The organism is Bacteroides sp. AF39-11AC (assembly GCF_003474285.1).
In the GTDB taxonomy this organism is placed as follows: Bacteria; Bacteroidota; Bacteroidia; order Bacteroidales; family Bacteroidaceae; genus Bacteroides.
The window spans coordinates 120,479-143,819 of sequence record NZ_QROH01000002.1 but is presented as its reverse complement, the minus strand read 5'-3'; the positions used below and the strand labels follow the sequence as shown (position 1 = coordinate 143,819).

At 41.2% G+C, this 23,341-nt stretch carries 9 protein-coding genes; 6 read left to right on the top strand and 3 right to left on the bottom strand.

Translation table 11 applies throughout. The features are described 5' to 3' along the window. Window positions 1-29: 29 nt before the first annotated feature. The 3 genes from DW036_RS03365 to DW036_RS03355 all read right to left on the bottom strand — a co-directional run bounded on the left by DW036_RS03365 (window position 30) and on the right by DW036_RS03355 (window position 9,169). Entirely contained in the window at window positions 30-2,480 is a 2,451-nt protein-coding gene (locus DW036_RS03365; protein ID WP_233560318.1) for a hypothetical protein, read from the bottom strand. A gap of 93 nt (window positions 2,481-2,573) precedes the next feature. Continuing rightward, window positions 2,574-5,012, bottom strand: coding sequence for a beta-galactosidase GalA (gene galA, locus DW036_RS03360; protein WP_233560277.1), 2,439 nt, complete (start codon window positions 5,010-5,012; stop codon window positions 2,574-2,576). Window positions 5,013-5,113: 101 nt separating this feature from the next. Next, complete coding sequence (locus DW036_RS03355) at window positions 5,114-9,169, bottom strand: hybrid sensor histidine kinase/response regulator transcription factor (protein WP_118461286.1); 4,056 nt, start codon at window positions 9,167-9,169, stop codon at window positions 5,114-5,116. A gap of 219 nt (window positions 9,170-9,388) precedes the next feature. Between DW036_RS03355 and DW036_RS03350 the strand changes: the two genes are divergently transcribed. From DW036_RS03350 to DW036_RS03325, 6 genes are all read left to right on the top strand, one after another. Further along, window positions 9,389-10,588 (top strand): glycoside hydrolase family 88 protein, encoded by a 1,200-nt coding sequence (locus tag DW036_RS03350; protein ID WP_118461284.1) that lies wholly within the window; start codon window positions 9,389-9,391, stop codon window positions 10,586-10,588. Window positions 10,589-10,652: 64 nt separating this feature from the next. Beyond that, on the top strand, window positions 10,653-13,814 hold the full coding sequence (locus DW036_RS03345) for a TonB-dependent receptor (protein WP_118462010.1): 3,162 nt from the start codon (window positions 10,653-10,655) through the stop codon (window positions 13,812-13,814). Window positions 13,815-13,827: 13 nt separating this feature from the next. After that, window positions 13,828-15,633, top strand: a complete 1,806-nt coding sequence (locus DW036_RS03340) for a RagB/SusD family nutrient uptake outer membrane protein (RefSeq protein ID WP_118461282.1) — start codon at window positions 13,828-13,830, stop codon at window positions 15,631-15,633. A 31-nt stretch (window positions 15,634-15,664) separates the two neighbouring features. Next, window positions 15,665-18,424: a SusC/RagA family TonB-linked outer membrane protein gene (locus DW036_RS03335; RefSeq protein WP_118461280.1), complete on the top strand. Its 2,760-nt coding sequence runs from the start codon at window positions 15,665-15,667 to the stop codon at window positions 18,422-18,424. 7 nt (window positions 18,425-18,431) lie between these two features. Next, a complete protein-coding gene (locus tag DW036_RS03330) occupies window positions 18,432-20,150 on the top strand; it encodes a RagB/SusD family nutrient uptake outer membrane protein (RefSeq protein ID WP_118461278.1) in 1,719 nt (572 codons plus the stop codon). 204 nt (window positions 20,151-20,354) lie between these two features. After that, entirely contained in the window at window positions 20,355-23,339 is a 2,985-nt protein-coding gene (locus DW036_RS03325) for a glycoside hydrolase family 2 protein (RefSeq protein ID WP_118462008.1), read from the top strand. Window positions 23,340-23,341 lie beyond the last annotated feature (2 nt).

The following is a 23,341-nucleotide window of genomic DNA, read 5'->3' as shown; positions in this document are numbered from 1 at the left end:
TTGCGGACATATAATTAGAGAGGGGATTATTACTTATAGTTTAGCCAAGTTGTGGCTGTAGTATTCTTATTGGTAAAGAAACGTATCCAGCGGGCATGGAATGTTTTAGGGAAAGTATAGTTCAATGTTTTGCCCGGTGCGACATTAAAAGATTTATATTCCATGTAGTCACCATTTCCTGTAGCATCTACTTCTATAGTAAACTTCACGATATCGTTTCCTCTATGTGATAGTGAGAGTTCTTTTCTGTCATAGTGGCTGATGAGATAGGGGTCTGATTTCTCCCAAGCTTTCACATCAGTGTCTATCCAAGGACCACCAGAACCGATTGGTTTTCCCATTTTCCATAGATCATCAATAGCACCGGCCCAAATGGCAGCTTTCTTGTCATTCGAAACAATGATATGTTTGTTACCTTTTGCCTTTTTGATGTCTATTCCGGTCATAACTAACAGTCCGCGATACGATGCGTAATCATGAATACGGAAAGAATGGCTGGCTATAGGCCTGATTTTAGCATATCCGTCGGCATTCTCGGCAGGGAGTTCATAAAATGTGCCATGGCAATTGAATAAATCTCTTTCTGTTGCCACTTCCCGACAAATGCGGAGAGTGAGAGATCCTGTCAACTCTGTGTATGCTTTATGGCCCAAAGGAAGCCTCCAACGTCTTTTTTGTTCATCAACAATTAGAATAGAGCCTTTTTCCACGGTGACTACTTGTTGGGGAATGGGTACTTTCATTTTTATTTCAGCACTCATATTCTGATTTTCTTTGCGTACTAATCGGAAAGAGTCGGCCATTTCATAATAGCCATTTTCTATTACTTTATCATCTGCAAAAGACTGTGAAACAATGCCCAATGAACGCTTGTTCTCGCCTAAACTGTACATCAGCCCTCCTATCGGGTCACTCTTTTCCACAAGGGCTAATCCTTTGAACATTTTGTGAGTTTTTGTGCTTCGTTTTTCCTTGGCACTATAATTAAAACTGACGGTAGCTATTGTTGCTTTATCGGACTTAACGCGAATCCACTCTCCCTTTTCTGAAGAGCTAAACTCTATGAAAGCAGTATTTCCTGCCGTTACGTTTATCTGCTTCAATTCTTTCCACTGGTTCTTTCCTTCTTTATCTATTTCGAAAGTAAAGGTAACATCTTGTTCTCCATCATTTTTCAACCAGCTTGTACGGTAGTTCCAACCGGCAAAGAGAAAAGGTTCTGAGTAAGTATTGCCTGGGATGCTTTCTTTAATCCATACGGCTCCATTGGCTGTGGTCGGCCCCAATTCATCAGGAGTAGCCAATGAGGTAAACCATAGATTTGAATTAGACTGTCCAGGTCCGACGATTTCTCCTTTTGCCTGCCGTTTATTCAAAAATTCTTTTTGAGCAGAATCGTCGCACCCGAAAACAAGCCGGTCTTGCCAGCGGGTAAAGTCACCTATAACTTTCAGATAAGCAGACCGTGGACGTATACCGGCTGTATGATCAATGGAAAAGTCATTCGGGAACCGCCAGAACATGCCATGCATAGTCATCAGATAATCTTTCTTGTCTTCAGTACCAATATTCCTGATGCGTGGCCATTCTGTATTCCACCCATGTGCTCCGTCGTAGGTGTTGCTGGCTTTGGGCAGGCGATAGAATGACCAGCCTTTCTTGGCATCACGTGTGCCGAGAATGACGGATTTATGATCCCAACCGGTAGCCCAGAGCGGGTCTGTTGCCGGATTGGGATTTCCATAAATGCCTCCGGGACCAGTCACTTCCGTAAATTGGTTACGGCGGACTACTTTCCAGTTTTTTCCATCCCATTCGGCCAAAACTCCGGCTGGTATGTCAAATTTCTCCAGTGCTTCTTTAGTACCTTCTCCATTATTGGTAAACAACATAACTCCTTGCCCGGAATAGAGCCCTTTGCCGTGTACACCGGGAAGCAGCGGATTTTGTGGACCTGCCGCTTGCCTGTCCGAGTTTTTGGGTAATAAATTTCCATCAGTGTAGAGTGTTTTTACGGATAATGTATGTACATCTACTTCATAGAATCCTTCCTCCATGGTTCCGTAGTAAATTTTGTTAGCGGGATCAGTCAGATGACGTGCATTACCCGTATGGCGGCCGGGCATGATGGTATGAGGGATAGTTCTGACTTTTCTATCTCCGTCAATGGCATACGGACCTATGAAAAGCTGGTTACTTTCTTGATGTATCATACGGTTGGCTGGAGTTCCCCCAATACTTTCTTTATGAACTTTCAAAATCAATTCAGGACTGATTTCATATAACTTGTCTGATGAGCCATTGGGCAAGTGGGGCCCATAGGTTATTATCCATAAATGCCCTGACCAGGGAACGACAGCTCCTGTGCCACATTCACCTTCATTATTATAATAGGCAAGATGTGGGTAGATGCCGGATAAGGAAGCCGGAATTGTTTTCTTTTCATTATCAGATTTCCATAGATATGGCCTTGCGGACATAGAAGTTGATAGACATAGCTGGAAACTTGCGGTAATAAGCAGTGTTTTGATAAAATTATAATCTTTCATATCTAGTTTTATTGCTTTGGGGATTTATCGAATACTTATTTGAATCTGACTCTCGTTCAAGTGTTCGGAAGTGGCAACTATATTTATAGGTTTCCCTGAACGATCGGATCTGATGATTAATTGTGCATATCCAGAAAAAGCACTCCTTTCTACCAGTACTCCCTGTGGAAAGACGTCGGGTTCATGACAGGAAGGATTACCATTGCCTACGCCCAGTACAATGCCATTTTCTACTTTGAAGCAAATGCGATGATTGGCAGTAGGAACTAAACGCTTTTTTGAGTCGACAATTTTTACTGTAATGATAGCTATGTCGTTGCCGTCTCCCTTTATGGAGTTTCCGGTTTCGCTGGTTAGTTGTAATGATGTCGCTTTTCCTGTTGTTTCTACAGTTGTTACATACTTTTTGCTGCCCATTTTACCTTTGGCAGTAAGTTTTCCCGGTGTATATTTCACCCGCCATGTGGGTATATCATATTTACCTATTGTTTTCTTTCCGAGGCTTTTATTATTAAGAAATAGTTCAACTTCATTCATGTTGGTATATAGTTGTACATCCACTGAATCGGTACCTATTCCGTTCCAATGAGGTAATATATGTAATACAGGTTCATTTGTCCACCAGGCTTTATAGTACCAAAATGCATCTTTTGGATAACCACAATAGTCTAGAATGCCAAAATTGGAGACGACGCCCGGCCAATAGTGCATCAAGGCTTCGCCACCATAGTCAAAGCCTGTCCAGACAAATGCACCTCCGATATATTTGCGCGTATCTACGTAACGCATCCATTCTTGTGCAGTAGCTCCCCAGTTAGGCCGGTCATGATCATAAGACTGATGATGATCCTTTTCTTTTATTGTACTATAAATTCCCCGAGTAGTTAGTGTACTGGCTTCTTCGGTTAGTATACAGGGAAGTTGGGGTAGTTTTTTGTGTACATCATCTAAGTTTCCTATTTTGAAATAGTTGGCCCCCTGTACATCTACGGCTAAAGAGAAGCCGCTTCCCCAGCCGCCGTTCATGGCTGCTGTGCACATGCGGGTCGGGTCGAGTTTATGTTGTATGTTTTTCATACGTTCGGCTATCATTCTTCCTTTTTCTGTTTTTTGGATAGCTGGCTCTTCGTTCCCTAAGCTCCAAAGGATGATAGAAGGATGGTTCCGGTCACGTCGGATAATGGTTTTCATCTGCTGAAGTCCCTCATTGCTGGAACTCATCATACGCATTTCATCTATTACCATCATTCCTAAACTGTCACATGCATCCAACAGGGAAACTGTAGGAGGATTGTGGGAAGTACGATAAGCATTGGTACCGAACTCTTTTAATTTCTGAATGCGCCAGGCATTTAAGCGGTTTGGAACTGCTATGCCTACTCCGGCATGGTCTTGATGGCAGCATACTCCTTGCAATTGTACGCGTTTGCCGTTCAGAAGGAAACCTTGGTCGGGACTAAAAGCAATGGTGCGGATTCCGAAGCGGGTAATATAGCTGTCAATAACCGTATTGCCTATTTCTATTTCTGTGCGTAGTGTATAGAGATGGGGTGTTTCCGGTGACCACAGGTGTGCATTATTTACCTGCATTTGAGTTTTTATCTCATTTTTTTCGAGCGAATGAATGTTTAGATGTTTTTCTGTATAAGCTATTTGTTTCCCTTCTGTGTCTGTAATGCTGTTTTTTATGCAAACATCTACGGTCTTGTCTGATTCATTGGCAACTTCAATTGATGCTTTTATAACAGCTTGTCGTTTTGTGAGGTCTACATCACTGGTGACGAAGGTGCCCCATTGAGGGATATATACCGAGGACGTTTGGGTCAACCATACATTACGATAAATACCGGCTCCTTCGTAAGACCATAGTTCCGACTGAGTGGCATCTACTCGCACGGTTATCACATTCTCCTTTTCCGGTTCATAGTTTAAGCACTCTGTTATGTCGAATAACAGAGGTGTGTAGCCGCTTTCGTTTCTTCCAAGGTAGATGCCGTTCATCCATACTTGTGCATCTCTGAATATGCCTTCAAATTCCAGGTGATAACGGCAGCCTTTAACGAGTGGAAGCTTCAAGTTTTTCCGATACCAGCCCACACTGTTTTCCGGCGAAAGTCCTCCCAGTTTACGATAGCCTTTTACTTTTAATTGATCTTGAGCAAAGCCCAGTGTCATTCCCCAATCGTGAGGTAAGGATATTTTTTCCCATTGGCTATCGTCATAAATCTCGGTGTGAGGAATCGTAAAACGAGCTTTCTGATCGGCTTGAAGCAAAGTAGCTTCTTGCAGGAAATTTATTTTTGAAAAAGAGAGTGCTCGCCCGTAATTGAAATCTTTTTCGGGATTGGCAGCATGTCCTTTGGCGAAGCGCCAGTCCGAATTAAGCGAAATTCTTTTTCGCATGTTTTGCGCATTGGCAAGAGATACGCATAACAATAAAGTTATTAGATAAAATGTTCTCATATTCATATTACCGGTTAAGTTTTTATCACCGGCAAAGGAATGAAAACATTCTTATGGAGACGTGTATTCACTATACATGAAACATGCTTGTTGAGTACATATTACTCTTCTTCTCCGTTTTCTACATCCTTTTCGTCACCGGGCGTTTTATTCTTTCGGTATGCTTGTGGGATGATGTGGTATTTAGCCTTAAAGCATTTGGTGAATTGCCTGGGTGAAGAGAAACCTAAATGGTCTGCAATTTCCGATATGTTTAGTTCCGGATTATTTTTCAGCATGAGTGCTGCCCGTTTCAGGCGAACGGTGATTATGAAGTCGTAAGGCGTTTGCCCGGTAATGTCTTTTAATTTATTGAATAGTTTGGTGCGGGCGATTCCCATTTCGCGTGCAAAGACATCTACATTGAAATTGGTGTCATCGAGATGTATTTCTATGATACTCATAGCTTTGTCTATGAGTGCTTTGTCCAAAGGGTTTGTCGCCAGCATCTGCGGCATTGCTTGAAGCTGTTTACTGAATTTCTCTTGCAGCATAATCCGGTTGTTGACAAGATTGTTGCAGCGGGATAGCAGGATGTTAATGTTGAATGGCTTGGTAATATAGTCGTCCGCTCCAATGCGTAGTCCTTCCAGATTGTGTTCGACAGCAGTTTGCGCAGTCAGCAGGACAACCGGGATGTGGCAGGTATCGATGTTCTCTTTGATCAGTTTGCACAGTTCCGTTCCTGACAAAATAGGCATCACTACATCGCTTAATACAAGGTTAGGGTGCTCTGCTTGAACAATAGTCCAACCTTCCGCTCCGTTAGAAGCCGTCATTACGTTATAGAATGTTTCAAATAGTTTCTTAAGCATTTCACGTAAGGAGGCATTATCTTCTATGATCAATATTTTGGCTTCTTTGTTCTTTTCGATGGCCGACTCTGTATTCAGTATGTCAAATTCATGTTCATCCAGAAAAAAAGCCGGATTAGTGTCGTTTGGTAAAGTAAGTTGCAAGTCACTTTTCTTTTCGTTCATTTGCTCAGGCGTCAGATGTTCTTTGCCACTGGGCAGATGTACACTAAAAGTTGTTATTTCTCCCGGATCGCTATAAACCTCTATTGTACCATGGTGTAGCTCCACAATGCCCTTAGTCAGTGAAAGACCGATTCCGGTTCCTGTGTAAGTGGGCGATTCTATTTGCTCGGTTTGGTAGAAACGGTTAAAAATCTTATCGATGTCCTGAGGCAGGATTCCGGTTCCATTATCAGTTACTTCAATGATGGCTTCATGATTTCCTTTTCTTACAGATACCGAAATGCAACCACCTTCCTTCGTGTGCTTGAACGCATTTGAGAGAAGGTTGTTCATCACTTTTTGCATCTGTTTCGGGTCATACCAGATAGGGATATTGTCATGTGTCTTGTGGAAATGGAAGGATGTTTTGTGCTGTATGGCATACTCTTGAAAAAGTAGGAAGTTTTCGTATACGAAATCGACAAGGTTTGATTCACTGGCTTTTATTGTCATATAGCCTTGTTCTTGTTTGCGGAAATCAAGTAACTCGGTAATCAACTCTCTTAGCTGCAGGCTACTCTTGTAGACTCCTAATATCCTGTTGTAGACAGTTGGGACAAAAGACCGCATTTGTAACAGCATTTCCATTTGTCCGATAATTAGCGTGAGTGGGGTACGGAATTCATGTGAAATGTTGGTAAAGAAGCGCAGTTTAATTTGGTTGAGCCTTTCTATATCTTCAGCATGCCTCTTTTCATATTTCAGAGATTCCTGTAGTTTGATGCGGTTATTATACATGCGGATCAGGTAATAGAGGATGCTGCATATGCATAGTGTATATAATAGATAGGCCCATGCCGTGCGATAAAAAGGGGGAAGAATTTCAATATCCAACCTGCTCTCTGAAACAATCGGGTTACCCTTGGCGCGTACAATGAGTGTATATTTACCTGGATTCAGGTTTGTATACGTGATAGCCTGTTGATTACGCATCTGAGTCCAGTTTTGTGAGAATCCTTTTAGGAAATACTCTATTTTATCTTGGTTGAAAGGTATATAATTTGTAGTGGTATATTCAATACTGAACATGGATTGACTGGATTTCAATGTAATTTTGGGTGAATACGTTAAATCTTTATTGAGTATTTGACTCTTGTCATTTACTTGGACTACTTCACCGTTTACTAATAAACGGAAGGGATAAATATCATAACTTTGTGGGATGTAGTTAATAGCTTCGGCTTTAAATGAGATCATACCATCTACACCTCCAATAAATATGTTTCCATTACTTGCTTTATAAACGGAACGTTCATTAGGTGCTGATAGCGGTATACCGTTTTTCTTATTGTAATTCTGGAATTTGCGGGTGGGATAATCCAATATGGAAAAACCGGAATCGGTAATGAATAGCAGTTTGTCAGGTGAGAGTTCGCATACATCATATACATAATTACTCCCTAATCCATGATGTTGCTCATCAAAATTTTCGAAATCATCTGTTTCATATCGATATAAGTCTATGCCACTTTCATTAGTGCAGAACCATAAGCGTTTCTGGCTATCTTCATAGATTCGGTTGACGCTATTGCTACTGATGCTTTGCTTTAAAGCATGATTATGCTTGTAGGTTTGTAAAGCTTTATTAGTGAATGAATATCTGTATACAGCTTTTCCATCACCGCCAATCCAAAGAGTGTTGTGATGATCCACACATACAGAAGTGGCAAAATGAATTTTATTGGATTTATCTTGAAAAAGAGGCTTGTATTGGCCGGTCTTCGTGTTAAATATGCTTATTCCACCGTGTGTAGCTAGAATAAGCTTGTCCTTATAAGGTATAATATCTCGAATTGTCCTTGAAAGAGAGGATTCCGATTGAGTATTCTCGAAAGGATAGTAGGTGAAGCGTTCGTTTTGAATATTTAATTTGTTGAGTCCTCCCATGTGAGTGCCTATCCATAAAGCTTCCTTGTTCTTGTCATAATATATGGCTTTTACATTGTCGTGCGAGATGCTGTTTGAATGTTCAGTATGTTTGTACCATTGAAATTTATCGCTTTTGGGGTCGTATTTGTTTATTCCTCCTCCTTCTGTTGAAATCCACAAGTTCTGTTGACTGTCTTCGGTAATACTGCCTACAATAGGAGAGCTGAGTCCTTCTCCTTCTCGAAATGAAATCTGGTAATGACGGTATACCTGATTTTCCGGATGAAAATAGTTAATGCCTCCGAAATAGGTTCCAATCCAAATGCTACCCTGCTTATCGCATAGTAAAGCCCAGATGGAAGAGTGGGTAAGACTTCTTTCTTTATTTTGTTTTTGATAGTTGGTGAACGTCTGGCTGGAAGCATTATATCTATTGAGCCCATTGAATGTGCCAATCCACACGTTGCCCTGCTTGTCTTCGCAAAAGCATCGGATGAAGTTGGAGCTGATGCTGGAAGGGTCATCCTGTTTATGTTGGAAGTTGGTAAATGAATCTTCTTTCATTATATAAATGCCATGGTTCATGGTGCCAATCCAGAACTTACCGGTAGAGTCTTTAAATATATCTTCAACATAAATTTCCGGTAAGAGCCTGCTAAGCTTTTGATTGTGGCAATCTAAGCGGAAGAGTCCTTGATTTACAGTACCTATCAGCATGAATTCATCACAAATGTACAAAGAAGTGATATAGCTATCTAATTCTTTTATTTTATAGTACTCCTTGAATTGCTTGCCATCATAGCGGTAGATTATATTATTCAGGGTAATGTAGAGTTGCTTATGATAATACATGGAACGCACAGTTCCCTGAATCAGGGTTGATATCTGGTTCTTTGTTAGCTGAAGAACAGATATACCTTTGGAAGTCATGAAGTAAATCTCATCCTCACCATTGCCGGTGATTTGAGAGATGTTATTGTAAATAAGGCTGTTGGGGGTGTCTTTACGATATTTGTATGTGGTAAACTCTTTGCCATTGTATGAACAGACCCCATTGCGTGTGCCAATCCATATAAATCCTTTTGGATCTTGATAAATGGACATGACGGAGTTATGTGCCAATCCTTCGTTTATGGTCAGATGATTGAAAGAAATATCTTGTGCTTTGCTGCCGGATAGAGCTAAAATGCAACAGCAAATTAGAAGAAAGAAGCTTTTTAATTTCATCATGTATTTTTTGAGTATTAGACAATAATGCAAATGTACTTCTTTTTAATTAAAAATAAAGATGTCGCAGCTGTCGTTTATGTACAAAATAGGTGCTTCCTGAGTACATTATTTGTATTGAGGGCGCATGTACTGACAATGTATGTTTTCTGTATAGCGGCTACGGTTCTGTTTTTTACGAGTGATCTACTTTTGCAGCAGCATTTAATTAATAATTTGTATATGAGAAACTCTTTGTTAACATTAGTCGGATTTCTGCTATTTGTGTTAGGGGGATGTAGACCGACCCCCGTTGCAGTAAGCGATATTATTTCTGATAATATCGGAAATGCAGTAGCGCAGTACTCTTCGCAAGTTAAATTAATAGAGAATACTAAAGAGATTTTGAATCCCCGTACGCTGGATAAGGAAGGAAACATAGTGTATGTCTCTTATAGTGACTGGACCAGCGGTTTCTTTCCGGGTAGTATATGGCATTTATATAATCTGACAGAAGATGAGGAGTGGAAAACTCTGGCAGTGAAGTATACTGAAGCTTTGGATTCTGCTCAATACCTGACCTGGCATCATGATGTAGGGTTTATGATAGGATGCAGCTTTTTGAATGGTATGAGGGTAGGAGGAATGGATTATCGTTCGGTAATTGTGCAGGCGGCAAAATCGCTTTCCACTCGCTTTCGTGGAAAAGCAGGGGTATTTCAATCATGGGATGCGGATAAGGGCTGGCAAGCCAAGCGGGGCTGGAAATGTCCGGTTATCATTGATAATATGATGAACCTGGAAATCCTGTTTGAAGCGGCACGACTGACTGGGGATTCCATCTATTATACTATGGCGGTCAGTCATGCAGATAAGACTCTACAGAATCATTTTCGTGCCGACTACAGTAGTTACCATGTAGTTGATTATGACCCGGAAACCGGTGAAGTGAGAAGCAAACAAACTGCGCAGGGATATGCAGATGAATCTGCTTGGGCCAGAGGACAGGCTTGGGCTCTTTATGGCTACACGATGTGTTATCGCTATACATATAACACTGAATACCTGATGCAAGCACAGAATATCTACAATTTTATTTTCACTAATAAAAATCTGCCGACGGATTTAATACCCTATTGGGATTATGACGCATTGAATATCCCCAATGAACCTCGTGATGTTTCAGCAGCGGCAATCACAGCTTCTGCCCTCTATGAACTGGACACCTATCTTCCCGGTACGAAATACAAAGAAACCGCCGATCTGATAATAGAAACGTTGAGTACTTCCGCTTATCGGGCTGAAGAAGGGACGAATGGTTTCTTTCTATTGAAACATTCAGTAGGAAGCATCCCTCATGGGCAAGAGATAGATGTTCCCTTGAATTATGCAGATTATTATTTTTTGGAAGCATTGATGAGAAAGCGTGATCTGGAAAAGTGAAAAATTGATCTTAATACTAACCGTGTCTATTGCATAAGCGGTAGATACATAATCTAATTTTATGATGCAAAAAATGATTCTTAAATGGGTCTGGTTACTGATTCTACTCAGTATCGGACTTGTAGGACATGCTCAGGTTACTACAGTACAAGGTATTGTATACGATGAAAGTGGTTTGGAAGTAATAGGAGCAAACGTAAGATTAAAAGACTCCTCTATAGGAGTAATTACTGACCTTGACGGGAAATTCAGACTGAGTGTCCCTAACCCGGAGAAGGCGGTTTTGGTGATTTCCTTTATTGGCTATCAAACGCAGGAAGTGGCTTTGAAAGGCAAGAAAGATGTAAAAGTGACTTTACTTGAAGTTGCGAATGAATTGAATGAAGTAACTGTTGTTGCTTATGGCGTGCAGAAAAAGGAAACATTGACCGGAGCCATTTCATCTGTAAAGAATGAAGCTTTGTTACGTTCGCCCAATGCAAGTGTCGCCAATGCATTGGCTGGTCAGATCACCGGTCTTTCTTCAGTGTCTACAAGCGGGCAACCGGGTGCGGAAGATCCTTCCATTTATGTACGTGGAGTAGGTTCGTTGACCGAAGCCGGTTCGCAGCCATTGATATTGGTAGATGGCGTAGAGCGTTCTTTCTTCCAGATGGATCCTAATGAGATAGAAAGTGTCAGCGTTTTGAAAGATGCTTCGGCTACAGCCGTGTTTGGCGTGCGTGGCGCTAATGGAGTAGTGCTTGTAACCACTAAACGAGGGGCAGAGGGAAAAGCGAAAATATCTCTGTCTTCTTCTTTTGGTTTGACACAACCTACGCGCTTGTTGGAGATGGCGGATAGTTATACGTATGCTTTATGCCATAATGAAATGAAAGCACATGACGGAAAATCACCTTCATTTGATGATTATGTATTAGAGAGATTTCGCTTAAATGATGAACCTATCATGTATCCCAATGTGAATTGGAGGAATTATTTGCTGAATAAGACATCCATTCAGACACAGCATAATCTCAATATCTCAGGGGGGACGGAGAGAGTACGCTATTTTATTTCATTGGGATTCCTGTACCAGAATGGTCTGTTCCGTCAATTTGAGGAACTGGACTACAAGAATAATTATACCTATAACCGTTATAATTATCTGGCTAATCTGGATTTGGACTTGACGAAGTCTACTGTTTTAAAGTTGGGGCTTGGTGGAATTGTTGGTATGACTCATGAACCTAAGGGAGCAGGTTTTGGCAATTTGTCACAGCCTTTCTGTAGCCCGGGAGTTATTGATGGGAAATTGATTGTGATGAATTCTCAAAAATATGAAGGGGTTTTGATGAATAACAATGTATTAAAGGGTTTTTATGATTTAGGTTATAAAGATAAGACGGCCAACACCATGAATATGGACTTGACACTGGTTCAGAAACTGGATATGGTAACCAAAGGGCTTTCTGTTGAAGTAAAAGGGGCCTATAATACATCCTACTCTTATTCGAAGAGCAGAACACGTTCGCAAACCATTCGATATGAACCCCATTACCAGTCAGAGTTGGAGGGATATCAGCCGGGAGCTGACCACCCGCTGACTGATGATCCCAATTATAATAAGACTGTTGTTTATAGAGTGCTGAATGATTATGCTACTCCGTTTCTGGCCTTTGACGAAGAGACAACAAGAGGGCGTAACTGGTATCTGGAGGCAAGTCTGCGTTACAATCGTAAATTTGGTAATCATAATGTAGGCGGATTATTGCTGTATAATCAAAGTAAGAAATACTATCCGGCTCAATACTCTGATGTTCCTGCTGCTTACGTAGGACTTGTCGGACGTTTGACATATGATTATAAGTCGCGCTATATGGCAGAGTTTAATTTCGGTTACAACGGTTCGGAGAATTTTGCTCCGGACAAACGTTTCGGTGCTTTTCCTGCCGGTTCTATTGGTTATATAATTTCGGAAGAACCTTTTATGAAGAAACAAAAGGTGGTTGATTATTTAAAATTGCGTGCTTCTGTTGGATTGGTCGGAAATGACAATATGAATAATAACCGTTTTCTTTATCTGTCGGATGCCTATTTGGTGGACCAGCAAGGTAGTCAAACGGCGTGGAAAGGATATCCTCATGGTTATAATTTTGGTTATAATTCGACCTATTGGACGCCCGCTGCGATAGAAAGACGCCTTGGAAACCGGAACGTGACTTGGGAAACAGCTTTGAAGCAAAACTACGGTATTGATGTTCACTTTCTGAAGAGCCGTCTTAAAGTTACGGCCGATATATTCTTTGAAGATCGTAAGGACATCTTAATCAGTCGTTCCACTATTCCTATGATCTCTAGTTTAACATCAAGCATTTTGCCGGTAGTGAACATGGGACGTGTGAAGAATCATGGTTATGAAGTAGAAGTGAAATGGGAAGATAGAATTAATGATTTTCGTTATTGGGCCAATGGTAATGTATCTTATTCAAAGAATAAAATTATAGAACAAGATGAGGTAGAACCCAATGAACCTTATTTATGGCGTACCGGAAAATCTGTAGGTGCCATTTTCGGTTATGTATCCGAAGGCTTTTATTCGGCTGCTGATTTTAAAGAAGATGGAAAGACACTGATTGATGGATTGCCGGATCCAAAAGTACCTGTATATCCAGGCGATGTGAAATATAAAGATTTGAACGGCGATGATGTGATTGATACGGACGATCAATGCGAAATAGGATATCCGACCCGTCCCACTTATACATTCGGTTTGAATTACGGAGTGAATTACAAAGGATGGTTCCTCACAATGAACTGGTTGGGAGTTACGGACCGTTCGCTGGTGCTGGCCAATGAGTTCAGAACACCTTTCGGTAACGGAGGCGGACAATCATTAGGCTTATTCTCTTATCATGTAGAAAATCGTTGGACACCCGAAACGGCAGAGACGGCAACTATGCCCCGTTTCTCAGAGAATAGCTTGTCGCATAATAGTAAGCAATCTACTTTGTGGGTCAAAGATGGTTCTTATTTAAGATTAAAATCTGTGACAATTGGGTATGAGTTTACAGATATACAAGTATTGAAGAAAATAGGTATCAGTAAACTGGGACTTAAGCTGTCGGGGTATAATCTGCTGACTTTCGATAAATTTGGTATCATGGACCCGGAATGTAAACCCAATAATCAAGATACTTATCCTATTACCAAGACTTATAATTTAGGTGTTAATATTACTTTCTAAATAAATGAATAACATGAAATTGAAATTTAAATATATAGGACTTCTTCCTGCTTGTTTCTTATCCATATTAGCAGGATGTGAAGATTTGAAGTTTGGTAATGCTTTCCTGGAAAAGCCTATTAGTACGGATGTGACTATTGATACGGTCTTTTCTTCCAAGAAGTATGCAGAACAAGCTTTGGCAGAAGTATATCACTCATTACCGGACTATTTGCCTACCGATGGTAGATTATCATGGGGTACTTTGGAAACAATAACCGACTTGGGAGAAAACACAAAGGCAGCTGGTGCACAAGGATATTATAATGGTACGTTGACTGCGATAGACACCGGTCAGTTTCCTTATCGCCTAGATCCGGCGGGCACTACTGAGGAAGCCGCTGCATGTTCGCCCATGTATGGCATTCGCAAAGCATGGATTTATTTGGAAAATGTGGATAAAGTACCGGATATGTCTGCTCAGGAGAAAGAAGTCCGTAAGGCTGAGGCAGCCCTTATTATAGCATTTCATTATTCTCAAATGCTACGCTACTATGGAGGAATGCCATGGATTGATCATGCTTTTAAAGCAGATGATGATATGACTTGTACTCGTATGACTGTTGAAGAAACGGTTGCCAAAATAGATTCAATAGCGGATGCCACGGCTCAAGTTCTTCCGTGGAGTGTGGAAGAGGCTGACGAAGGCCGTATGACTGCCGCCGCCGCTCTGGCTCTAAAATCACGGACTCGATTGTTTGCCGCAAGCCCGTTGTTTAATTTTGCAACTCCTTTCAGGGAAGGAGAAGCGTCTGATAAGTTGTATACCTGGTATGGTAATTATGATGCTTCACGCTGGAAAGATGCTTTAGATGCAGGATTGGCTTTTTTGGAAGCAAACCAAGCTAAGGGTAATTATTATCGTTTAGTCGATACAGGTAATCCGAGAGATGATTTTGCGGCGGCATACTTCAATCGCTGCAATAGAGAGTGCATTATTGTTTCCCATCGTTTCGTCACATATGATGCTAACAGTAAGTCTTTCCAGCAAATTAAGTTTGGAACAAGCGGAGTTACTGGAAATTATGCGGATATGTTTGAGATGGCAGATGGAACTCCATTCAGTTGGGATAATCCGGTGCATAGAGCACATCCGTTTTTTGATGATAACGGAAAGCCGGTTCGAGACATCCGGATGTATGAAACTTTGATTGTAAATGGTGATAAATGGCAATCGCGTACAGCTGAAGTTTGGTTGGGTGGTCGTGAATCATGTGAAGGCTCCAAGGTTTCTTCTTTCCAGAAAAATGCATATAACGGGTATGGCATGCGTAAATTTCAGCGTGATTTGAGCACTGAAATGAGGAAGAAATTCTATTCCTGTCCATTGTTGCGCTTGCCTGAAATTTACTTGAATATAGCCGAAGCGATGAACGAATTAGGACTTGCCACAACTCCGGATAAATTCGGAAGAACTGCCTATGATTATGTGAAACTGGTACGTAATCGTGTGGATATGCCGGGACTGGATGAAAGCATCGTTACGCCGGGTGAGAAGTTGCGCGAAGCTATTCTGCATGAACGTGCCGTTGAGTTTGGATTTGAGGAAATACGTTATTTTGATATAAACCGGTGGAAGAGAGACGACTATCTGAAAGCCAAACTTCATAGATTAAGAATTACCAAAGAAAATGATAAGCTTTCGTATGAGGTGAGATATGATATGTTGCATAAACGTGTATATATAGAACGCTGGGATAATCGTTATTTTCTGATTCCTATTCCTCAAGGTGAAATAAACAAGAAGTATGGACTCGTGCAGAATCCGGGTTGGGAATAAGAATAAATCTAATTAGAAACATTGAAAACTTATGAATAGGAAAAATGTATATATAGTCGGAATAGCTTTATTGTATGCTGTTTCGGCAATGGCTGATGGCGATATTAAAACAAAATCAAATATTGACGAACGTCAGACGTCGGCTGTTTCTACTGTGACATCAGAAGAATTGGAAAAGAATTCTACTCCTAATCCTTATAATACATTATATGGTTTATTACCGGGATTGAGTGTACTGCAACAGACTGGTTGGACTGATAATGCTAAATTGATTGTACGTGGCAGAGGCTCGCTGAATGGGGCAGAGCCATTGATAATAGTCGATGGATTTCCCCGTCCGTTAGAGTATCTGAATGTAGCGGAAATAGAGTCTGTTTCCGTATTGAAGGATGGTGCGGCTACAGCGGTATGGGGACCGCGCGGAGCGAATGGAGTGGTCGTTATTACCACAAAGCGTGGAAAAGAAGCTAAAATGAGTATTGATGTGAACTATCGGTTTGGTATGGGACTTCCTATAAATCAGCCCAAGTTTGTCGATGCTTATACTTACGCTCAGGCTAAGAATGAAGCGCTGTTGCTGGATGGGTTGCAACCACAGTATACCGATGCTCATTTAGAGGCTTTTAGGAATGGGAGTAACCGCGATCTCTATGCTGATACGGATTGGCTGAGTGAGGGATTGAGAAACCAGTCTTTTAACAACCAGGCGGATTTTACGTTTCAGGGAGGAGGTAAACGCCTCCGGTATTTCACAATGCTGAGTTATAAAAACGATTATGGCATACTAAATTCGGCTTATACTGATTATTCTGATCGTTATAATACACAAATGAAGAAGTATAATCTGAATTTTCGGATGAATCTGGATGTGGAGGTCACTTCCACAACAATGGTTAAGTTGACTATGCTGGGAATGCTATATGAGCGAAAACGTCCCAATACGGCAGAAGATAAGATTTTTTCAGGTTTATATAAAACCCCTTCTGCTGCTTTTCCCGTCAGAACAAGTAATGGTTATTGGGGTAGTAACACTGTGTATAATGATAATCCGATTGCGCGTATTGCCGATGTCGGATATTATAAAGAGAATCAGCGTATGTTGCAGGCTGATTTGCGGATTATACAGAATTTGTCGGCAATAACGAAAGGATTGAGTGCAGAGATAGCTGTTTCTTATGATAATAGTGCAACTTATCAGGAAACCGGAAGCAAGAACTTTCTCTACGAGATAAATTCCTCGGTATTGAATCCGGAAACTGGCGAATACCAGATTAATACAGAACGTTTCGGAGATGATAAGGCTTTGACAGTTGATAATAAAGGACTGGCTGACCAATACATACGTGCTAATCTGGAAACTAAAGTTGCTTATGACCGTACTTTTGGGAAACATGCTGTTACTATATCAGGTCTGTACCGTCAGGAGTCGTTGACGCCTACAGGTAAGGCACAATCCCGTTATCGTCAGTATATTACAGCTGCTGCAGGTTATAGCTATGACAATCGCTACTTATTGGATGTGGTAGTGAATCATAGTGGAACCAGCGTATTACCTAAAGGAGATCGTTTTCGTACTTATCCGGCAGTTTCGGCCGGTTGGCTTCTTTCAAACGAATCATTCATGGAGTCTGCGTCTTTCATCGATTTGCTAAAACTCCGTGCATCGTGGGGGCGATCCGGTTATGATGGTTTTGATTATTACTTAGACCGTCAGTACTGGGTAGGTGGTGCCGGTTTTGTGACGAATGATGCAGGAGGTACGCAAAGTGGTTTGAAAGAAGGTCGGTTGGCCATTTCGGATATGTCATGCGAGGTTTCTGACAAATACAATGTAGGTTTGGACATGCGTCTGTTTAAGAACTTGACTTTCACAGCCGATTATTTTATGGATCGTAGAAGGAATATTCTGGTTGACGGTGCCAATATGGTATCTTCGGCATTGGGTATAGAAATTGCCAAGACTTTTACGGGAGCTGTCGATACCAAGGGATTTGAATTGGCACTGAACTGGAATGGTGCAAAGAAAGATTTCAGCTATCATGCTGGAGCCAATTTGTCTTATGCCAAAACGGAAATAGTGGAAAATGGAGAAGGATATAAACCTTATTCTTATTTATCCGCTAAGGGCTATCCTGTCGGCCAGATATTTGGCTTGGAAGCAATTGGATACTTTCGCGATGCAGAGGATATAGCGAAGAGCCCTACACAAACATTCTCGGATGTGCGTCCCGGTGACATCAAGTATAAAGATCAGAACAATGACCAGAAGATAGATGATAATGACCGGATTGCCATCGGGCACTCTTCTACGATTCCTAAATTATATTATGGCATCAATTTGGGTTTCGAATATAAGGGTTTTGGCGTGGATATGCTGTTTCAGGGTGTTGGCGGATATAGCAAAATGCTGAATACGGCAAATGTATATTGGCCTTTGCGCAATAATACCAATATTTCCACCTGGTATATGGACGACAATATACGCTGGACGGAAGAGACGAAAGATATAGCCAATCTTCCCCGTCTGACAACTCTGAATACAAGTAATAATTTTCAGAACAGTACTCAGTGGTTGGTTAATGGCTCATACTTGAAGCTACGTAATCTGAATGTATATTATAACTTGCCGCAACAGTGGATAAAGAAGGCGAAGATGGAAGCCTGTCAGATATTTGCACGTGCTAACAATGTGTTTTCATTGGATCATGTGAAGTACTCGAATTGTGAGGATCTGAGTGTTAACTATCCGGATATGCTTTCTGTCTATTTCGGATTTAATGTAAAATTCTAAAAAGTACATGATTATGTTTAAGAAATATATTGCTTTTATATGTATATCACTTTCGCTGTCCGGCTGTGATTTCTTAGATTTGGAAGAAGCTACGGACATCACGAAGGAAGGGGCTTATACGTATGATTTTAATAATGTAAATAAATTGGTGGCTTATGTTTATTCTTTCTTGCCACAGGACTTTGGAGTAATGGGAGGTGGCGCTTTACGCGAAGCAGCAACGGACAATGCTGTGTTCACTTGGAGCAATAGCAAGATTTATGATATCTATGATAACGCGTGGGGACCGCTTAACACCATAGATGATGTGTGGGGCGATTTTTATACTGCCATCCGTTCTGCCAACTCATTTCTGGAAAATTACTCCTTGGAAAAGCTTGAATACTTTAAATGGAATGAGGACTATGAAGAAAACCTGAGACGTGCCAAACGCTACGTATATGAGGTACGCGCACTTCGTGCTTTTTATTTTTTTGAGTTATGCAAAAGATACGGAGATATTCCTCTCCTGACTCGTACTTATACGATTGAGGAAATCAACTCTGTAGAGAAGGCGAGATTTGCGGATGTGATTGACTTCATTATCAGGGAGTGTGACGACGTTGCTCCTGAGCTTCCTATTACACAGGATGCACCGGGGACTACTGTCCCCGAATCCGAATGGAATGATTATGGTCTGGGCGAAACAGGACGTGTAACCCGTGGGATGGTGAGAGCCTTAAAATCACGTGCCCTTTTGTATGCAGCAAGTAAGTTACATAATCCAGAAGGGGATAAAAGCAAATGGGAGAAAGCTGCTACGGCAGCCTATGACATTATCAAAGAGAATTGGTACTCATTGCCGAATATAGAAGACGATCCATTATACGATGTCCGAGGTGGTCATGATGTACTTAAGTCTAAGCAACTCATATTTGTGAAACGCAATGGAAACACCAGTTCTTTTGAGGGGTACAACTTACCCATTGGTTTTGAGGGGGGAAACAGTGGAAACACTCCAACCCAGAATTTAGTGGATGCATTTGAAATGGCAGATGGAACACCTTTTGATTGGAACAATCCGGAACATGTTCAGAATATGTATATGGATGCGGAAGGACAAAAGACCCGTGATCCTCGTTTGTATACAACCATACTCTACAATGGTTCTGTTTTCATGAAGAATGCGATAGAAACTTTTATAGGCGGAAAGAATGCATATCCTATCGAAGGTGCTTCTTTGACCGGGTACTATTTACGAAAATATATGAATGAGACTGTGTCATTGTCACCTGCCAAACCGATTTCGCAACCCCATCATTTTGTTATATTCCGCTACGCTGAAATATTACTTAATTATGCTGAGGCCATGAATGAATGGCAAGGTCCGGACTATACAGACGGCGCACATCCTATATCGGCACGTGAAGTTATCAATCAGATACGTTTTGCTGCTAATATGCCATCTGTAACGGAGCAAGGGGAGGCTTTTACACAACGTATTCGTAGTGAGCGCCGTGTAGAACTGGCATTTGAGGATCATCGTTTCTGGGACATTCGCCGGTGGAAAACAGGAGAAGTGGTTAAAGATATTTATGGAGTAACCATACAGAAGGTAGCAGACGGATTCTTGTACAAGAAGAGCAAAGTACAAGAGCGCAAATGGGAAGATAAGATGTATCTATATCCCATATCTCAGGAAGAAGTCTTTAAGAATTCTAATTTGAAACAAAATACAGGATGGTAGAAAGAATGGATAACATGTAGTTCTTAATTAGATTCAGGTAGTATTTATTATGCCTGGATCTAATTTTCGTAAAAAAGAAATTGTATTTTTGTCTCTTGTACGCTTCGTGCGGGTAGGTTTCGTGAATGACGTTTAAATGCTATTTAAGGCCTTTCAAAGCTATCCGCACGATTCGTTATAGAGTTTAAATTAATGGATAAAATAATGAGGAATTATTATAAATTATTGCTTGCACATGCGTTGAGCTGTCTGATGCTACTTCAACTTTCTGCTGGAGAGCGGAGTTATGTGATACCTCAGTTAGCACCGGGAATGGAGCAAATAGAAACATTATTGAATGGAGCTTGGAATTTCAAGCCTTCTTTGAAAAGCGGGTGGACTACCATTCAGGTTCCCGGAGAAGTGGTGATGCAAGGTTATGCCATTGAGCACGACCAGGCTTTTCGGTATCGTAAATCGTTTGTATTGCCGGATAGTTATAGGAATAAAAGGGTTATACTCCGTTTTGACGGAGTATACAGTCATGCTTGTCTGGCGGTGAATGGAAAGAAAGTCAGAGAACATTTTGGAGGATTTACTCGTTGGGAGACGGATATAACTTCTTATGTAAAAATAGGAAAGAAGAACGAAATAGAACTGGAAGTGACTGATCGCTTGGATGACATATCTTATGCTTCCGGTTATGCTCACCACCCCATTGGAGGCATCTTGCGGGATGTTACTATATTTGCTCTGCCGGAAACTCATATCTTTGATTTTTATGCTGAGACTGTTTTAGATGCTTCTTATAAGAATGCTGTGCTTAAACTCGGTTATTCGGCGTTTGCAAGTGAGGAGGCGGAGATCAGATATACGCTTTTATCTCCGCAGGGAAAACGTGTAGAATTGCCTGTATCGGTCTTTCCATTAAAAAAAGGAGAAAATATGGAAGTTATGGACGAACTTCCTGTCAGTAATGTATTGAAATGGGATGCGGAACATCCTAATCTTTATTCATTGACTGTTTCTATTTGGCAGAAGGGGAGGGAGATAAGCCGTTTTTGCAAAAAAATAGGTTTCCGTGAGGTGAGGATAGTAAAAGAGCGTATGTTGGTGAACGGTATGCCAATAAAGCTGCGCGGTGCTTGCCGGCATGATATACATCCCACTTTGGGACGGACAACGACTGAAGAACTGGACAGTCTGGATGCTGTTTTGTTTAAGCGTGCGAATATGAATTTTGTACGTACTTCGCATTATCCTCCCACTGAAAGGTTCTTGGAATATTGTGACAAACTGGGACTTTATGTGGAATGTGAAACGGCTGTTTGCTTTGTAGATACCTATCGTCAGAAGAACTATAAACCGGGAAAATCTCAGGATGATGCTGATTTTACTCATCGTTATTTATCGCAATGTATGGAAATGGTGAAATCCTTGCGGTCACACTCTTCCATTATATTTTGGTCGATAGGGAATGAGAGCAGATATGGCGATAATTTCAGAGCAAGCTGGGATTGGATGAAGAAGACTGATCCGGCGCGTCCTGTTATTTTCAGCTGGCCGGGTACTGTGAAAGGAGAAGATAAGATCTATGACATATTGAGCATGCACTATCCAAACGTAAACGGAAGTTTAAATCAGTTCGGGATGACTGTACAGAACTTTGAAGGATATGGGGTGCCTGCCTTGTTTGATGAATGGGCACATCCGGCATGCTATACGTATGAAACTTTAAGGGAAGATCCTAATATCAGAGAATTTTGGGGAGCTTCATTGGATAAAATGTGGAGTAAATTATTTAATACTTCCGGCGGACTTGGAGGAGCTATTTGGGGATATATTGATGAAACCTTTATGGTTCCTGAACTGAAAGTAGGAGAACCCTACTGGAAGACTTTTGCAAGAACGGCAAAGCCGGAAGAGTTTCAGGGTAATTGTGTCGGTTATGGAGAATGGGGAATTGTAGATGTGTGGCGACGTGAAAAACCGGAATTCTGGTCTACGAAAAAAGCATATTCTCCGGTCAGATTGTCGGTTGAACCGATTTCCAGTATCACTTCCGGAGAACGGTTGATAATTCCCGTTCATAATCGTTTTGACCACACCAACCTGAGTGAAATAAATATCCGTTATACTCGTAATGGTAATGTCCCGAAAACGATTTCTCTGAATTTGGCTCCACATGAGAAGGGGAATTTAATCTTACCGGATGAAGATTGGCAGGATGGTGATCGGATTTTGGTGGAGTTCTATACTGCCGGTGACCAATTAATCGATGCCAATCTGATAACTATAGGAGAGAAGAAAGTTCCGCTTCCCTACAATAGTGGTCACAAAAGAGCGTTGCGGGTGACAGAAACGGATGAGTTTGTCATTGTTGAAGGTGATAATTTTACAATCCCATTCAGTAGGCATACAGGGCTTATCTGTAATGCCGTTTCTGCCGGCAAGGTAGTATTGGAATCAGGACCTTTTCTGAATTTGAATACAAATTTAAATCACCTGACCGGTGCCGAGGTACGAAAAGCCGCGAAGAAATTCATTCTTCCAAAAGAGAACTGGGTCAAAAGGGATTTTGTGTGTCAATTGAAAGATGGTAAAGCGGAGATCGCATTGTCCGGAGAATATGGTGGAGTTAAGATTGACTTCCAAATGCTAATTCTTCCGGAGGGACAAATAGAGATGAACTATATTGTATCGGATGCTCCCAATGGCTATGTACGTGAGTCCGGACTTTCTTTCCTTCTTCCTGACATTTACAATTATCTGAGATGGGAACGTAAGGGATATTGGGACTACTACCAAGAAGGGGCTTTTGCAGGTAATAATGGTTGTGCGCCTCTATACAATAACCATCGCGTAGCCTATCGGGAAAATCCACAGCAGGCGTGGCAACTGGATACTCATAATTATTATTACTGGGCTGATGCTGGTGCTAATTGTCACCAACCATTGACGCAGATAGCTAAGGGACTGAAGGAGAATATCTATTATTATACACTATCTCAACAGAAAGATAGTTCCGGTCTTCATCTGTCTGTGATATCTCCTGATGCTTCATTGGCCTGCAGAACGAGTAAAGGGGCAGATGAGCGGTTGGTTTTGTATATAATGAGTAAGTGGGATTATCCGGAAATAGCTTGGGGAAATTATTGCAAAACTTTGGAGGCATCTCCCTGCTTTGGAAAACTAACAATTGTCTTATAAAT

Excerpts from the sequence above, each read along its gene's own strand:
- DW036_RS03365 (WP_233560318.1), bottom strand. The coding sequence starts at position 2,480 with ATGTCCGCAAGGCCATATCTATGGAAATCTGATAATGAAAAGAAAACA.
- galA (WP_233560277.1), bottom strand. The coding sequence starts at position 5,012 with ATGAGAACATTTTATCTAATAACTTTATTGTTATGCGTATCTCTTGCC.
- DW036_RS03355 (WP_118461286.1), bottom strand. The coding sequence starts at position 9,169 with ATGATGAAATTAAAAAGCTTCTTTCTTCTAATTTGCTGTTGCATTTTA.
- DW036_RS03350 (WP_118461284.1), top strand. The coding sequence starts at position 9,389 with ATGAGAAACTCTTTGTTAACATTAGTCGGATTTCTGCTATTTGTGTTA.
- DW036_RS03345 (WP_118462010.1), top strand. The coding sequence starts at position 10,653 with ATGCAAAAAATGATTCTTAAATGGGTCTGGTTACTGATTCTACTCAGT.
- DW036_RS03340 (WP_118461282.1), top strand. The coding sequence starts at position 13,828 with ATGAAATTGAAATTTAAATATATAGGACTTCTTCCTGCTTGTTTCTTA.
- DW036_RS03335 (WP_118461280.1), top strand. The coding sequence starts at position 15,665 with ATGAATAGGAAAAATGTATATATAGTCGGAATAGCTTTATTGTATGCT.
- DW036_RS03330 (WP_118461278.1), top strand. The coding sequence starts at position 18,432 with ATGATTATGTTTAAGAAATATATTGCTTTTATATGTATATCACTTTCG.
- DW036_RS03325 (WP_118462008.1), top strand. The coding sequence starts at position 20,355 with ATGAGGAATTATTATAAATTATTGCTTGCACATGCGTTGAGCTGTCTG.